The organism is Cecembia rubra (genome assembly GCF_003014575.1).
GTDB lineage: Bacteria > Bacteroidota > Bacteroidia > Cytophagales > Cyclobacteriaceae > Cecembia_A > Cecembia_A rubra.
In genome coordinates this window covers 71,497-86,361 of sequence record NZ_PYGF01000007.1, presented here as the reverse complement: position 1 = coordinate 86,361, position 14,865 = coordinate 71,497, and the positions used below count along the sequence as shown (strand labels likewise).

General features: G+C 41.5%; 14 protein-coding genes. 10 read left to right on the top strand and 4 right to left on the bottom strand.

What is annotated here, in order from left to right:
* Positions 1–65 precede the first annotated feature (65 nt).
* From ygiD to CLV48_RS13035, 6 genes are all read left to right on the top strand, one after another.
* Complete coding sequence (ygiD, locus tag CLV48_RS13060; protein ID WP_106567738.1) at positions 66–893, top strand: 4,5-DOPA-extradiol-dioxygenase; 828 nt, start codon at positions 66–68, stop codon at positions 891–893.
* Positions 894–1,142: 249 nt separating this feature from the next.
* The gene (locus CLV48_RS13055) at positions 1,143–2,045 is read left to right on the top strand and encodes an OmpA family protein (RefSeq protein WP_106567737.1); all 903 of its coding nucleotides are present in this window, start codon (positions 1,143–1,145) and stop codon (positions 2,043–2,045) included.
* 106 nt (positions 2,046–2,151) lie between these two features.
* Positions 2,152–3,039: an NAD-dependent epimerase/dehydratase family protein gene (locus CLV48_RS13050; RefSeq protein WP_106567736.1), complete on the top strand. Its 888-nt coding sequence runs from the start codon at positions 2,152–2,154 to the stop codon at positions 3,037–3,039.
* A 319-nt stretch (positions 3,040–3,358) separates the two neighbouring features.
* Positions 3,359–3,802, top strand: coding sequence for a hypothetical protein (locus CLV48_RS13045; RefSeq protein ID WP_106567735.1), 444 nt, complete (start codon positions 3,359–3,361; stop codon positions 3,800–3,802).
* Positions 3,799–3,999, top strand: a complete 201-nt coding sequence (locus tag CLV48_RS13040; protein ID WP_106567734.1) for a helix-turn-helix transcriptional regulator — start codon at positions 3,799–3,801, stop codon at positions 3,997–3,999. The genes CLV48_RS13045 and CLV48_RS13040 overlap by 4 nt, the downstream gene beginning before the upstream one ends.
* Before the next feature lie 234 nt (positions 4,000–4,233).
* Positions 4,234–5,400, top strand: a complete 1,167-nt coding sequence (locus CLV48_RS13035) for a lycopene cyclase family protein (protein WP_106567733.1) — start codon at positions 4,234–4,236, stop codon at positions 5,398–5,400.
* Between the two features lie 169 nt (positions 5,401–5,569).
* Here CLV48_RS13035 and CLV48_RS13030 read toward each other — a convergent pair whose 3' ends face one another.
* From CLV48_RS13030 to CLV48_RS13015, 4 genes are all read right to left on the bottom strand, one after another.
* Complete coding sequence (locus tag CLV48_RS13030) at positions 5,570–6,154, bottom strand: DJ-1/PfpI family protein (RefSeq protein WP_106567732.1); 585 nt, start codon at positions 6,152–6,154, stop codon at positions 5,570–5,572.
* 12 nt (positions 6,155–6,166) lie between these two features.
* Entirely contained in the window at positions 6,167–6,634 is a 468-nt protein-coding gene (locus tag CLV48_RS13025) for a pyrophosphohydrolase domain-containing protein (RefSeq protein ID WP_106567731.1), read from the bottom strand.
* A 134-nt stretch (positions 6,635–6,768) separates the two neighbouring features.
* On the bottom strand, positions 6,769–7,674 hold the full coding sequence (locus CLV48_RS13020; protein ID WP_106567730.1) for a DUF4382 domain-containing protein: 906 nt from the start codon (positions 7,672–7,674) through the stop codon (positions 6,769–6,771).
* Positions 7,675–7,777: 103 nt separating this feature from the next.
* Positions 7,778–8,563, bottom strand: a complete 786-nt coding sequence (locus CLV48_RS13015; RefSeq protein ID WP_106567729.1) for a superoxide dismutase — start codon at positions 8,561–8,563, stop codon at positions 7,778–7,780.
* A gap of 191 nt (positions 8,564–8,754) precedes the next feature.
* Between CLV48_RS13015 and dapF the strand changes: the two genes are divergently transcribed.
* From dapF to CLV48_RS12995, 4 genes are all read left to right on the top strand, one after another.
* Positions 8,755–9,534, top strand: a complete 780-nt coding sequence (dapF, locus tag CLV48_RS13010) for a diaminopimelate epimerase (protein ID WP_106567728.1) — start codon at positions 8,755–8,757, stop codon at positions 9,532–9,534.
* Positions 9,535–9,647: 113 nt separating this feature from the next.
* Entirely contained in the window at positions 9,648–13,028 is a 3,381-nt protein-coding gene (gene secA / locus CLV48_RS13005) for a preprotein translocase subunit SecA (protein WP_106567727.1), read from the top strand.
* A 10-nt stretch (positions 13,029–13,038) separates the two neighbouring features.
* The gene (locus tag CLV48_RS13000) at positions 13,039–13,578 is read left to right on the top strand and encodes a hypothetical protein (RefSeq protein WP_106567726.1); all 540 of its coding nucleotides are present in this window, start codon (positions 13,039–13,041) and stop codon (positions 13,576–13,578) included.
* Positions 13,565–14,752, top strand: a complete 1,188-nt coding sequence (locus tag CLV48_RS12995; RefSeq protein WP_106567725.1) for a M20 metallopeptidase family protein — start codon at positions 13,565–13,567, stop codon at positions 14,750–14,752. The genes CLV48_RS13000 and CLV48_RS12995 overlap by 14 nt, the downstream gene beginning before the upstream one ends.
* The last annotated feature ends 113 nt before the right edge of the window (positions 14,753–14,865 follow it).

Here is a 14,865-nt window from a genome sequence, read left to right as displayed (position 1 = left end):
ACTGAAAATCATTTCTTAAAAAACTGGTCCCGCTCATTGCATCGGGTCCATTAACTCTAGCCGCCATGAAACTTCAAGAATTGAATAGCATGATAGCCCCAATGGGCAAAACCCCAAAAATGCCTCTGCTGTTTTTGGGACACGGTAGTCCCATGAATGCCATCGAAGAAAATGAATTTGTAGCAGGGTTCAGGAATATAGCCAAAGATATCCCCAAGCCCAATGCCGTTCTATGTGTTTCTGCCCATTGGGAAACCAAAGGGACCTTTGTAACAGCCATGCAAAATCCTCCTACCATTCATGATTTTGGGGGATTTCCCAGAGAACTTTTTGCCGTTCAGTATCCCGCGCCCGGCAGTCCTGAATTGGCAAGGGAAACCAAATCCTTGATCAGCAAAACCGAAGTTGGGCTGGATGATAAATGGGGGTTGGACCATGGGGCCTGGTCAGTCATCAAGCATTTATATCCCCAAGCAGATATACCGGTAATTCAAATGAGCATAGATTACCGTCAGAAGCCCCAGTACCATTATGAGCTTGCCCGGGAAATAAAATCCCTTCGAGAAAAAGGAGTTTTGGTAATAGGAAGTGGCAACATGGTACATAACCTTAGAATGGTGGAATGGAGAAGGCTGAATGAAACTTTCGGGTTTGACTGGGCTATTGAGGCCAATGACAAAATGAAATCTTTCATTCTTGATGGAAATCACCAAGAGTTAATCAATTTTAGGTCACAGGGAAAAGCATTTGATTTGGCAATCCCCACTCCCGAACATTATATACCCTTACTTTATACTTTGGCATTGAAAGATGAAAAGGAAAAGGTACAATTTTTCAATGACAAAGCTGTTGCCGGTTCTCTGACGATGACCTCCCTCAAAATCGGACATTAGTAAAACCATTTCGGCCCCAATCCAATGGTTTCCTCTCATAAAACTTTATCTATTTGGGAACGTATATTAGGGAAATGGTTTTGGCCAAAGATTGAAAATTTGTCAAAATTCCGGATTTCAATGGCCCGGATGAGCATGAATGAACCCAAAAAGAAATCAAAATCTTTGATCTGATATAAGACTCCCTAAGGCATTCATGCATTTGCGTTTGTAATTCTTGTGAAATTCCCCCTGAAAACAACCGTTACCATGAGCAATTTTAAAGTCCTTGCACTTATTGGCGGCTTGCTTTTGTTGGCCGTATCTTCATGTGCTCCCATTTACAGATGTGGCGATCGAATTCCTGATAAACTTCCCAAGGGAAAAAGATTACAGGCAGTGGTCATTGAGAGAGATGAACTTTGTACGAATCTGGAAATCAGTGAATCCGAAAATGCAGACCTTACTTCACGGCTCAATGAAAGTAGCCGGCAAAATCAAGCTTTACAGCGGGAATATGATGAATTGAAGGGAAAATATGACAAGTTGATTGATGAAAACATGTCCCAGGCCCAGCAATTCAACACAGCTTTACAGCAAAAATCTGCTGAGCTGAATGAGAAAGAGAGATTATTGGCTGAGCGGGAAAAGTCCCTGCGGGAAATGCAACAGATCATAGCCCGGCAGGATTCCATAACCAGAAGGTTAAATGAAATAGTGAGAAATGCTTTGCTTGGTTTTAATTCAGATGAACTGACAGTAGAAATTAGAAACGGGAAAGTATATGTGTCCATGTCAGATAAACTTTTGTTCAGATCTGGAAGTGCTGATGTGGAGCAAAAAGGTAAACAGGCCATTCGGGTTTTGGGTGATGTCCTGACCAAAAATCCCGATATTGATGTATTAGTCGAGGGACATACGGATAATGTACCCATCAGGACATCTCGATTTAGAGACAACTGGGACTTGAGTGTGGTCAGGGCTACTTCTATTGTCCGTATTCTTACTGATGAACATGGAATCTCCCCTACTAGAGTCACTGCATCAGGAAAAGGTGAGTTTATGCCTCGGGCTTCCAACGATACTGCTGATGGAAGGGCACTCAATAGACGGACGGAAATTATCTTATCTCCAAAGTTGGATGAACTTATGAAGATTTTAACATCGAACTAACTAGAAAGCCGCAAAAAAGCGGCTTTTTTTGTAGGCATTATCTCCTTATTTTTAAGCATTGAACAACTTTGCCATAAACAATTCAAACATTAAAATCTAAGAAATCATGAGGATATTCTTTACGGGGGGATCAGGTAAAGCCGGCAAGCATGTCGTCCCCTACCTCCTTGACCAGGGACATAGGGTAATGAATGTGGACCTGAAGCCACTGGATTATCCAGGAGTGGATAATCTGATTGCAGACATCACAGATTCTGGACAGATGTTCAATGCCATGACTTCTTATGCTGGGTTTGACGAATTGGAACCGGGTACCGGAGTGCCAAAATTTGATGCAGTGGTACATTTTGCAGCTATACCTAGGATATTGATTCAGCCTGATAATGAGACTTTTCGGGTCAATACCCTTGGTACCTACAATGTCATAGAAGCTGCTGTCAAATTGGGAATCAAAAAAATCATTATTGCATCTTCCGAGACGACCTATGGGGTTTGCTTTTCAGACGGTAAAACCAATCCTGATTTTCTACCGATAGAAGAAGAATATGATGTCAACCCAATGGACAGTTATGCATTATCCAAGGTCTTAAATGAAAAAACAGCACGGAGCTTCCAACGCCGTTCGGGTGTGGATATTTATGCTTTAAGGATAGGGAATGTGATAGAACCCCATGAATACGCGGAATCTTTTCCATTTTTTATAGAAAATCCCGGAGTTCGGCGAAGGATGATTTTTAACTATATCGATGCAAGGGACCTGGGTCAAATAGTGGATCTTTGTTTGAAAAAAGATGGCTTGGGATATCAGGTATTCAATGCTGCCAATGATCACAATGTAGCTACTATTTCTGCAAAGGAATTGGCAGAAAGGTATTTCCCAGGCGTACCGCTTACCCGCGAATTGGAAGGTCATGAGGCCCTTTATTCAAACCGAAAAATCAAGGAAGTCCTGGGCTTTAAAGAGCAGCATAATTGGAGGAAATATGTAGAATGAAATTGAGTTTCCTGTTTTTTATTAAAGATTTTATGATTGTCCGCTTTCATACCAGTAGAATAATCACAATAGAATAAACCTAAGATTTCAAACCGATATCAATGAATAACTTGTCCCCCGAGGCGGATCCAATATCTATTAATATCAGGTTGATTTAAGACCCAATTTAAATTGGTTACTGGTCTAATTGCGGATATACATAAAATATTTTTAGGGAATACTTAATTCAATAACAATGTGCGGTGTTGAAAAATAATGACAACTATTTGCGACAAAATGTAAAATAATCTTTACATTTGGTAAATTAAATTTTACAAACATGAAAAATGAGAATATCATCAAAGTCCCACTTTTTGGGACTGTTTGGAAAAAAGTCGCATATCTTTTTTTCCCATTACCCATTTTATTGATCGCAGTGCTTGTCACCGCTGATTTGGTGTCTAAAGGAGAGATAAAGATTCAGGGGGAATTAGTGGCTGATCTTTGTTACGCAAGTTGGGCTATCGGATTGATAATTCTGATCAATACCAAGGAGAAGGAAGAAGACGAAATGATCAATACGATTAGACTCCAATCCTTTCAGACCGGATTCTATTGGTTAATGTGGGGTTTAGGTGCCATCATATTGATTCATTTAATTGGGAATTTTGGAGTACAGATGATCTCGGGTCCGCCCATCACCGCAGCATTGGTAATGTTTTTATTAAGTGCCTACATCTACCTTGCTTTCAGATATCAACTGTGGAAAGTTTCCAAACCATGAAGAATAGTATAAAAGTGGAACGTGCAAAACTTGACCTTACCCAACAAGAACTTGCGGAAAAAGTCGGCGTTTCCCGACAGACCATCAACTCTATTGAAGCGGGGAAATATGTGCCATCCACGGTTTTGGCCTTAAAAATCTGCAAAGTCTTCCAAGTCAATCTGGAATCCATTTTTGAGTTGGAAGAAGGGGATTAGGTTCCGCTATATAAAAAATATCGAGGATTGATCCTTTGAAGATTAATGCGTGCTGGGCATTATAGAAATACTTTCTGGGATTTCTTCAGAGGAGATAATCGGAAGAGGATTTAAACACTCTGTCTCTTTTATGGTATTATTGGATGGGATTTGTCACTATAGGCAAATTTATAATGTGTTTAAAGTAACTAGTTTTCATTGCTGATTTATAAACTATAATTATTACCAAAGAGCATGTCCAATACATACGATTATATAGTGGCAGGTTCCGGAATGGCGGGACTGAGTTTCTTATACCGCCTTTTGAAGGAAGAGAGCTTAAAACACAAAAACATACTTATAATCGATATTGCCAATAAGTCCCAGAATGACCGAACCTGGTGCTTTTGGGAAAAAGAAGAAGGGCCATTTGAATCTTTGGTCTGCCATCAGTGGGGAACATTGCAGTTTTTTTCCCCTCAGGTTTCCAAGGAATTTAAGATGAAGGATTACCGATATAAAATGATACAGTCTGGTGATTTTTACGCCCATATATTGGAATTTGTCAAAGGCTTTGCCAATGTCAGTTTTTTGCAGGAGCAGATTTTGGAAATCACCGAGCGGGAAGAAAGGGCACAGGTTAAGACAGATAAGGGGAACTATTTGGCGGATTATGTATTCAACTCGACTTCACTTTTTTACCCCAGGATGACTGAGGAAAATACCTTGTTGCAACATTTTATGGGCTGGTATATTAAGACGAAAGAACCTGTTTTTATTCCACAAGTGGGGACTCTTATGGACTTTACATTACCACAGACTCATGGAACTACTTTTATGTACGTTTTGCCAACTTCCGAAAATCTCGCTTTGGTGGAATATACCTTATTCACAGAAAGGGTATTACAAGAAGAAGCCTATGAATCAGCACTTAAAAGTTATATCCAGGAGAAATTGGGCATTAATGAATATGAAATTACCCACTCTGAATTTGGGGTGATACCCATGTCACTGGCCCGCTTTCCTGCACATGTGGGAAAAAATAAACGTATCGTCAATATTGGTACAGCAGGAGGTTACACCAAACCCAGTACGGGATATACCTTTCAGTTTGTGCAGAAACACATTGGGCTGATCATTGAACGACTCAAGCAAAACCATCCCCCTGTCTGCATTCCTTCCTTTAGGGAAAGAATGTTTGAATGGTACGACAGGACTTTATTGGACGTCTTATTGACCAAAAGCCTGGGCGGTGAACAGATTTTTTCCAGTCTTTTCAAGCAGGTAGAGCCTGAGAGGATCTTGGCATTTTTGGCCAATGAAAGTGGGTTTTGGGAAGAATTTAAAATCAGGAACAGTGTTCCTCAATTCCCCTTTGTCTTTTCGGGGATGAAGCAGTTGTTGGGTTTTGGGAAAAAGTGAGCGTGGTTAATTTTGCCGATTGAGAAGTTAGTAAATAAGGGAGATGTCTAAAGGTGAAGATCGAAAGTGGAGGCTATGTGGGTTTTGAACCACAATATCCGGAAGGAGGATTTTTGAAACAAAAAACATTTACAAACAAAGTTAATTTTCGAAATCCGTCTTTCCTTTTTCACTGCTCCCCATATTCCATATACCGGGCTGTTTTTTTCTTTGCCTTTTCGCCAAAGTATTTTTCCACCACATAAAGTGAAAGATCAATTCCAGCGGCTACACCTGCCGCAGTCATAAACTTTCCCTTATCCACAAACCTTGCATCTCTTTCTGGTATAGCACTTTGCTCCAAAGCTAAAATATCCTCGAATACTTCATGGTGTGTAGTAAAGCGTTGTCCTTGCAAATAGCCCAGTTTGGCTAAGATTCGGGCTCCGCTACAAACAGAAAAAACTGTTTTGGCATTTTCAATAATCCTATTGATCCTTCCCATCAGCTCTTCATCTTGTATAACTGCCCGGCTCCCATCACCTCCAGGAATGACCAAAATATCCACTTGGATAAGTTCATCTATTCCTAAATCCGGCATTACCTTAAGCCCGTTTTTAGCCTGGACGAGTGATTTGGTTTTAGCCACTGTTTTTACTTCCAGGCTTTGATAGCCTGAGAGTTGGGAAGTAACAGAAAAAACCTCAAAAGGTCCTGCGAAGTCCAGAACCTCTACATCATCAAAGAGCAATATGGCCAGCTGCAATTTGGACATGATAATTTAAACTTATTTGGAGAGTATGCCTTTGAGATCTGCCGGAGAATAAAAAATGGATTTTAGGGTTTTTCTGTCACCGGAGCGGTAAACCAAAAAAAGCTCTTCGACTTGCTCATAGAAACAATCCACACCCTGGTTTTGGTAGTGGCTTACAGTAGCTTTGGCTTCCTCTTCAGTTTTGCAGGCTTTACTCATGTTGGAGCGCTGAACCTCATCAAATAGGGCTTTGAACTTATCTGCCAGTCCAAATTCCAGCACTGCTCCGGCCAATACATATTGAATGTCACAAAGTGCATCCGCAATTTCTACAATATCTCCATTGTGAATGCCTTCTTCCAATTCCTTTAGCTCTTCGGCAATCAAAGAAACCCGTAACTCACACCTTTTTGGATCTGGTACCTGGGGATGGGGTAAAATGGGGTGCTGGAAAGTTTTGTGGAATTCCGCTACAGACGTAAGACTTTTGGGATCTTGCATGTTGATTGGTTTGGATTGTTTATACAAATAAAATGTATTTCATGGGAAAAGGAAAAAGGCTTACCCATCCTTTGGACATAAAAAAAGCCCAGAAAATTCATCTGGGCCTTAAAAAATATAGATTCTAAATTGATTTATTCTTCCAAAGTAATATCAACTATAGTAACCTCCCTGCTATTGACAGTGATGTCAGGCACAATTTTTACTACTGTAGGAGTCCCTTCAGAATTTACTGCAACGACAATCAGGTCGTAATTCATTGGTGCCAAAAAGGCCAACATATAATCTCCGTTTTCCTCGGCACCTGTATTGCTTTTTGCGTTAGGAAATCTCACATCTTCTCCTACAGGATCGGCACTTTCAGCCTCTGTATAGGTGCCTGATTCATAGGCGTAAACCACATAATTGCTTTCTGTGTCCCTGTTCGTAATATTTCCCTTGATGCCACCAGCTTGATTGTTCACAATGACCTTGATGGTTGGCTTCAATAAATATAGCCCAGAAGCACCAGCTTTTACGACAGATTTTCTTAGGTCAAAATCTGCTGTGATTTCAACCGTCCCGTTTAAAGGAACAGAGAACTCTCCTATAGCTTTGTAACCTGTTTGCGCGCCGCTGGGAACAAATAATGGTTCTATCCTTCCATCTTCATACTCAATGTAGCACCCGGGATTAGAAGCATTTTTACCTCTTTCCGTCGCATCCAACATGAATCGAAGGCCTGAGTAATCTCCTGCTCCGGCTGAAAAATCTCCCATCAATTCAGTTCTTCCATTTTGAAGTTCCAAAAGATTAATGGTAACTGGTCCTTCAAACTCCTCTGCAGTTTGCCAAGGGCCTCCATCTTTTTGGAATTCTATACCTATAAAAGTAATAAATACCCCTGTGATTCCTTCTTGATCAATAGGAGCATCTGTAATGTTTAATTTTATTTGTCCCTTACCATTGATAGCATCATCATTGGAGCAGGAAATAAGGCCAAAAGTTAACAAGGCAAAGCATGCTCCCGTCAATCCGAATAATCTTTTTATGGTTTTCATCGATCTTAAAATTTGATTACTCTCCAAATAAAGAGGGGGATTATGAAGAAAAAATGAAGTTTTAATCAGACAAAAAAAAAACGGGGACAAGTCCCCGCTTCGATTAACCTTTCATCAAGGTTTCATATCGATTTTCGACTTCTGCCCAATTGACCACGTTCCAAAATGCAGAGACATAATCAGGTCTTCTGTTTTGATAATTGAGGTAATAGGCATGTTCCCACACATCAATCCCCAAAAGTGGAATGCCTTGCAAATCAGAAACATCCATCAATGGATTGTCCTGATTTGGAGTAGAGCCTATTTTAAGGAGATTGTTTTTATCCAAGACGAGCCACCCCCAGCCTGAGCCGAACCTACCTTTGGCGGCATCCTCAAACTGCTTCTGAAATTCTTCAAAACTACCAAAAGCGCCATTGATGGCTTCTGCAAGGTCTCCCCCAGGTTGTCCTCCTCCATTTGGTGACATGGTTTTCCAAAACAGCTCATGGTTATAATGACCTCCTCCGTTATTTCTCATTTTGGTGGAATACTGAGAGATGTTCATCAATACTTCCTCCAAGGGCCTGCTTACGTCTACACCCTCTTCTGAGGCTGCTTCGGCCATGTTTTTGGCGTAGGCTGCTGCATGCTTGGTGTAGTGAATTTCCATTGTCATCGCATCAATGTGGGGTTCAAGGGCATCAAAAGCATAAGCCAAAGGCATTTGTTCAAAACCTGTGCTCAACAAGATCTTGCCAGTTTCCTTCCCCTCACTGGATTTTTCTCCAGCACAAGCGCTCAAGAAAGCAGACCCGAGTACACTGCTTCCAATTCCTACTGCCAAGCTTACTTTAGTGCTTTGACCCAGGAATATTCTTCTGGAAACATCAAAAGATGATTTTTTCATAAGGTTGTAGATTTCCGTTGTTTGTTTGGTTGATCTATCACAAGAATCCCCAAGTTAGCCAATTCATCCTGATTATGAAACCGAATATCAGACAATAAGTCTGAAATCCTGACAAGATGTTTATGTTTGCATAACGATTTAAACTTGGTTTGGTTTTTGAACCGCATAAAATCGAGATCTCTTATGACAATATGGAAATAGCTTTTTACAAATATCAGGGGACGGGCAATGATTTTGTCATGATAGATGACAGGGCTGAGAATTTTCCGGTCCACAACCTGGGATTGGTCCAAAATCTATGTGACCGCAGGTTTGGCATTGGAGCAGACGGCTTGATCTTAATCCGGAATAAATCAGGATTTGATTTTGAAATGATTTATTTCAATGCGGATGGTTCACAAAGCATGTGTGGCAATGGTGCCCGCTGTGCAGTAGCCTTTTCGAGGTTTTTAGGAATTATTGAAAACGAAACGTATTTTCTGGCCATCGATGGTCCACATGATGCCAAAGTGGCCGGAGATTGGATAGAACTGGGCATGAGTCCCGTTACCAGTTTGGCCAATGCAGGCAAGGATTACTTTGTAAATACAGGCTCACCTCACCATGTGCGTTTTGTGGAGGATGTGACCAGTTATCCTGTGGTAAAAGAAGGCGCAGAAATACGCTATTCGGAGACCTATGCACCTAAAGGTACCAATGTGAATTTTGTTACTCCAATAGCTTCTGATGAAATCTATGTGCGTACTTACGAACGTGGCGTGGAAGCCGAGACACTTTCATGTGGTACCGGAGTGACCGCCTGTGCCTTGGTATTTGGCTATCAGAATGAGCTTCACGAAGTGAAAATCAAAACCCCTGGAGGAAATCTTAAAGTAAGGTTTTCGGAAAGTGCAGATGGAAGTTTTCAAAATATTGTATTGGTAGGACCCGCAGAACAGGTTTTCAAGGGAATTATTCATGCTGAAATTTAAAAATTGGGAGAGAATAGCGGATTTAACCAGGTACTGTTTGTCATATCTTCCGTTGAATTACTATAATTAACAAAAAGGCCGTAATTTTAAGGCCCTATTTACTGTATAAATTTATGTTAGATATTCTTGCCAAAGGATTGGCCAAAATATTCGGAACCAAATCCGATAGAGATATAAAGGAATTATCCCCAAAAGTAGGTTTGATCAATGAGGCCTTCAGTAAGTTAAAAGAACTCAGTGATGATCAGCTGAGGGCGAAAACCGAAGAAATCAAATCCCTCATCAATGCTGACCTGAAGTCTTTTGATGACAAAATAGCTTCACTTAGGGAGCAGATCAATGCTTTAGATCCTGAAAAAGTCCATGAAAAGGATGCACTTTTCAACGAAATTGATAAAACAGAAAAGTCAAGAGATGAAGCTTTGGAAGTAGTTCTTGAGAAAGTGATGGTTGAAGCCTTTGCAGTGGTCAAGGAAACAGCCAGAAGGTTCAAAGAAAATGGACAGTTGGAGGTAACAGCCACAATCTGGGACAAAGAACTAGCTGCCAAAAAACCCAATGTGGTGATTCAAGGGGAAAAAGCAATTTGGCACAACCGCTGGATAGCAGCAGGAAATGAAGTTGTATGGGACATGGTCCATTATGATGTCCAGTTAATTGGTGGTATGGTGCTCCACAAGGGGAAAATTGCTGAAATGGCCACTGGTGAAGGTAAAACCTTGGTGTCCACCCTGCCAGCATATCTCAATGCCCTTTCCGGAAGGGGAGTGCATGTGGTAACTGTCAATGACTACCTCGCCAAAAGGGACTCCGAATGGAATGCCCCTCTTTTTGAATTCCATGGTCTCAAGGTAGATTGTATCGATAAATATCCGCCTAACTCAGATCAGAGAAGAAAGGCATATGCCTGCGACATCATCTATGGCACCAATAATGAGTTTGGCTTCGACTACTTAAGGGATAATATGGCTAGGGATGCCGGCGACCTGGTTCAGGGTAAGCACCATTTTGCTATGATAGACGAAGTGGATTCCGTATTAATAGATGATGCCAGAACCCCTTTGATCATTTCAGGCCCAGTGCCAAGAGGCGATGAGCATGAGTTTATGGATATGAAACCAAGGGTATCAACTTTGGTGGATGAACAGAGAAAATTGATCCAAGGATACCTTACTACCGCTAAAAAACTGATTTCTGAAGGAAATGAGAAAGAAGGCGGACTGGCACTTTTCAGGGCTTACAGAGGTATTCCTAAATATAAGCCTTTGATCAAATACCTTTCCGAACCTGGAATTAGGGTTGTCCTTCAAAAAACTGAAAATTATTACTTACAGGACAACAAGCGAATGATGCCTGAGGCAGATGAGCCTTTGTTGTTTACCATTGATGAAAAATCCAATTCTGTAGAACTGACCGATAGAGGTATTGAAGCCATTACCCAGAAGAATGAGGATCCTAATTTCTTTATCCTTCCGGATATAGGTATGGCCATTGCAGAAATGGAGAAAAATCCGGATTTGGATGACAAAGAAAAACTGATCCGAAAAGAGGAGATCATCAAGGATTATGGGGTTAAGGCCCAAAGAATCCATACCGTCAACCAGTTGCTCAAGGCCTACTGTATGTTTGAAAAGGACACGGAGTACATCATTGTAGATGGAAAAGTGAAAATTGTAGATGAGCAGACCGGCCGTGTGATGGAAGGTAGGAGGTATTCTGACGGTTTGCATCAGGCGATCGAAGCCAAGGAAAATGTTAAGGTAGAGGATGCTACACAGACCTATGCGACCATTACCCTTCAGAATTACTTCAGGATGTACCACAAATTGGCTGGTATGACCGGTACAGCGGAGACTGAAGCCGGGGAATTTTGGCAGATTTACAAATTGGATGTGGTTGTCATCCCTACCAATAAACCCATAATCAGGGAAGACAGGGAAGACAAAGTATATAAAACAGTACGTGAGAAATTCAATGCTGTGGCTGATGAAATTGTAGAATTGACCAATGCCGGTAGGCCAGTACTGGTGGGTACAACTTCGGTTGAAATATCGGAAGTTTTGAGCAGGATGCTCACAATCCGCAAGATCAAGCATCAGGTGTTGAACGCTAAGCAACATGCCAAAGAAGCGGATGTTGTCGCTGAGGCCGGAAAATCAGGAACAGTCACTATTGCTACCAACATGGCCGGTAGGGGTACAGACATCAAATTGACAGCTGAATCCAGAGCAGCGGGTGGTTTGGCAATTATCGGTACAGAGCGTCATGAATCCCGAAGGGTCGACAGACAGTTGAGAGGTCGTTCGGGACGTCAGGGGGACGTGGGATCTTCCCAGTTTTTTGTATCCTTGGAGGATAATTTGATGCGATTGTTTGGTTCTGATAGGATTGCCAAGCTGATGGACCGTATGGGATTGGAAGAAGGGGAGGTAATCCAGCATTCCATGATCACCAAATCTATTGAAAGGGCACAAAGGAAAGTAGAAGAAAACAATTTCGGGGTCAGGAAGAGGCTTCTTGAATATGATGATGTCATGAACTCCCAAAGGGAGGTAGTCTATAAGAGGAGGAAGAATGCCCTTCTCGGAGAGAGATTGGAACTGGATATTCTCAATGTAATGTATGATGTCTGTGAAGGCATTATTGAAATGGGCAAATCTACCGAGGATCTGGACAACCTCAGGATGAATATCTACAGTTCTTTGGGGATTGACCATCAGTTTACAGAAGATCACTTTAAGAGCAAAGACGCCCTGGTTTTGACACAGGAGCTCTTTGATGCGGCTTATAAAAATTATGTAAGTAAAAATGAGCGCATCCTGACCAAAGCACTTCCGGTTTTGAAAGATGTTTATGCCCAGAGAGGTGCTACTGTGAAAGAGATCATGGTTCCCATCACAGATGGAATTAAGCAGATCGGTGTGGTAATCAACCTGGAATCTACAGTCAAAAATGAAGGTAGGGATCTTATCAGGGCCATTGAAAAAAATGTCACTTTGGCCATCATTGACCAAAACTGGAAAGAGCATCTAAGGGATATGGATGACCTGAAGCAATCTGTTCAGAATGCGGTCTATGAACAAAAAGATCCTTTGTTGATCTATAAATTTGAGGCCTTTGAAATGTTCAAGCGCTTTATTGGAAGGCTGAATGAGGATACCATTTCTTTCCTATCAAAAGCAGAACTTCCTACCCAGGATCCAAGTCAGGTAAGGGCTGCCCAGACCCAAAGGAGAGAAGAGAACAATGTCCGTGCTTCCAAAGAAGAAGTGGGAAGTTCACTGAACCCTGGTGCCAGCAGACAGGCTGCCGCAGCAGTAGCCAACAGGACAGTAGCCCCACAGGCAGTGGCTCCAAGAAAATCTGAAAAGACTTATGGTAGAAACGATAAAGTTTCTGTTCAGTATGCAGATGGTAAGCTTCTGAAAGATGTGAAATACAAAAGCGTAGAGCAGGATGTGGAGTCTGGAAAATGTGTGATAATAGAGAATTAAACAAGAGATAATGAAAAGTACACTGCTGGGCATTCTTGTATTGGTACTATTAATAAGTTCCTGTGCCCCATTGAGAAAATCGGGTTCCGGACCTGATTCCTTTGCCAATTACCGGGAAGACCTCAGTGAAACGCTCATTACTTTTCCGGATTTAAGAGAGCAAACAAGTAGTCAGGTTACCTCTACTTCTGGTGATAGCCAATTGGCAGTTGATGCAGATTTGCGGGTTGCATTGGACAAGTTTAGGGATGGTAACCGCTCTGAAAGGACTTGGAGCGGCTTTACTGTATTGGTTTATAGCGGGGTGGATAGGGATTTGGCATTCAAGACCAGAAACGAACTTTACACCGCTTTTCCAGAAATGAAAGTGGATATGCAGTATCAGCAACCAAGGTATTTGGTCAAAGTAGGTAAATTCATCAACCGTATAGAGGCCCAGTCTTATTATCACCAATTGAGATCACAATTCCCAGCTTCAAGGATCATTCAGGATAGGTTCCAAAGAGAAGGTTATGTCAATCCAGACCCGATACAGGATGGTGAAAGATAAAATCAAGGCATTAGCCAAAGCATACAAATCCGAATTTATTGCCAATAGAAGGCATCTACATGCCCACCCTGAGCTTTCTTTTCAAGAGTTCCGGACAGCTGCTTTTGTGGAGGAAAAACTCAAAAGTATCGGAATTACCCAAATTGAGAAAAAAGCCGATACAGGCTGGGTAGCGCTTATAGAGGGAAAAAATCCCAAGATCAAAACCATTGCTTTACGAGGAGATATGGATGCCCTTCCCATAGTTGAGCAAAATGAAGTTCCTTATAAATCTACAAATCCCGGAGTGATGCACGCCTGTGGACATGATGTGCACACCGCATCTTTATTGGGCGCTGCCAAAATCCTATATGAAATTAAGGGTGAATTTGAGGGTACAGTCAAGCTCATTTTTCAACCAGGGGAAGAACTGATTCCCGGTGGAGCATCTTTGATGATCAAAGATAAAGCATTGGAAAACCCCAGACCTTCAGGTATTATTGGTCAACATGTAATGCCATTGATTCCTGTTGGAAAAGTAGGTTTCAGAAAGGGCATGTATATGGCCAGCGCAGATGAACTTTATATCACAGTGAAAGGCAAGGGGGGACATGGTGCAATGCCAGAAACTTTGGTGGATCCGGTATTGATTGCTTCCCATATGATTGTAGCCTTGCAGCAGGTAGTAAGCAGAAATGCCTCGCCTAAGATTCCATCTGTATTGTCTTTTGGAAGGGTGGAAGCTTTGGGTGCTACTAATGTCATTCCCAACGAAGTTAAAATCCAAGGGACCTTCCGTACCCTTAACGAAGAGTGGAGAGCCAAAGCCCATAAACATATGGTACAAATAGCCAAAGGAATTGTTGAGGGTATGGGGGGTGAAATTGATTTTGAAGTGAGAAAAGGATACCCTTTCTTAAAGAATGCGGAAGAATTGACACAAAGGGCACAGCATGCAGCTGTAGAATACCTAGGGGCTGATAATGTTGTGGATTTGGATATCTGGATGGCCGCTGAGGATTTTTCTTATTACACCCAAGAGATTGATGGTTGTTTTTACCGCCTGGGAACAAGAAATGAAGCCAAGGGAATCGTATCTGGAGTACATACTCCGACTTTTGATATAGATGAAGATGCTTTGGAGATTGGGGCGGGTTTGATGGCCTACATTGCCGTGAATGAATTAAAATCTTAATGAAATATACTTGCGTGAAATAAGGTGGAAATATGCTAATGCGTAATAATTGGGGATAGTACCTGTTTCTTTAATGTTTCAATTTATTTCCACTGTATTTCAAGCTTATATCT

What these genes read in the sequence shown, in the direction of transcription:
- secA (WP_106567727.1), top strand. Translation starts at nt 9,648, where the DNA reads ATGTTAGATATTCTTGCCAAAGGATTGGCCAAAATATTCGGAACCAAA.
- CLV48_RS13030 (WP_106567732.1), bottom strand. Translation starts at nt 6,154, where the DNA reads ATGTCCAAATTGCAGCTGGCCATATTGCTCTTTGATGATGTAGAGGTT.
- ygiD (WP_106567738.1), top strand. Translation starts at nt 66, where the DNA reads ATGAAACTTCAAGAATTGAATAGCATGATAGCCCCAATGGGCAAAACC.
- CLV48_RS13055 (WP_106567737.1), top strand. Translation starts at nt 1,143, where the DNA reads ATGAGCAATTTTAAAGTCCTTGCACTTATTGGCGGCTTGCTTTTGTTG.
- CLV48_RS13045 (WP_106567735.1), top strand. Translation starts at nt 3,359, where the DNA reads ATGAAAAATGAGAATATCATCAAAGTCCCACTTTTTGGGACTGTTTGG.
- CLV48_RS13040 (WP_106567734.1), top strand. Translation starts at nt 3,799, where the DNA reads ATGAAGAATAGTATAAAAGTGGAACGTGCAAAACTTGACCTTACCCAA.
- CLV48_RS13020 (WP_106567730.1), bottom strand. Translation starts at nt 7,674, where the DNA reads ATGAAAACCATAAAAAGATTATTCGGATTGACGGGAGCATGCTTTGCC.
- dapF (WP_106567728.1), top strand. Translation starts at nt 8,755, where the DNA reads ATGGAAATAGCTTTTTACAAATATCAGGGGACGGGCAATGATTTTGTC.
- CLV48_RS13000 (WP_106567726.1), top strand. Translation starts at nt 13,039, where the DNA reads ATGAAAAGTACACTGCTGGGCATTCTTGTATTGGTACTATTAATAAGT.
- CLV48_RS12995 (WP_106567725.1), top strand. Translation starts at nt 13,565, where the DNA reads ATGGTGAAAGATAAAATCAAGGCATTAGCCAAAGCATACAAATCCGAA.
- CLV48_RS13015 (WP_106567729.1), bottom strand. Translation starts at nt 8,563, where the DNA reads ATGAAAAAATCATCTTTTGATGTTTCCAGAAGAATATTCCTGGGTCAA.
- CLV48_RS13025 (WP_106567731.1), bottom strand. Translation starts at nt 6,634, where the DNA reads ATGCAAGATCCCAAAAGTCTTACGTCTGTAGCGGAATTCCACAAAACT.
- CLV48_RS13035 (WP_106567733.1), top strand. Translation starts at nt 4,234, where the DNA reads ATGTCCAATACATACGATTATATAGTGGCAGGTTCCGGAATGGCGGGA.
- CLV48_RS13050 (WP_106567736.1), top strand. Translation starts at nt 2,152, where the DNA reads ATGAGGATATTCTTTACGGGGGGATCAGGTAAAGCCGGCAAGCATGTC.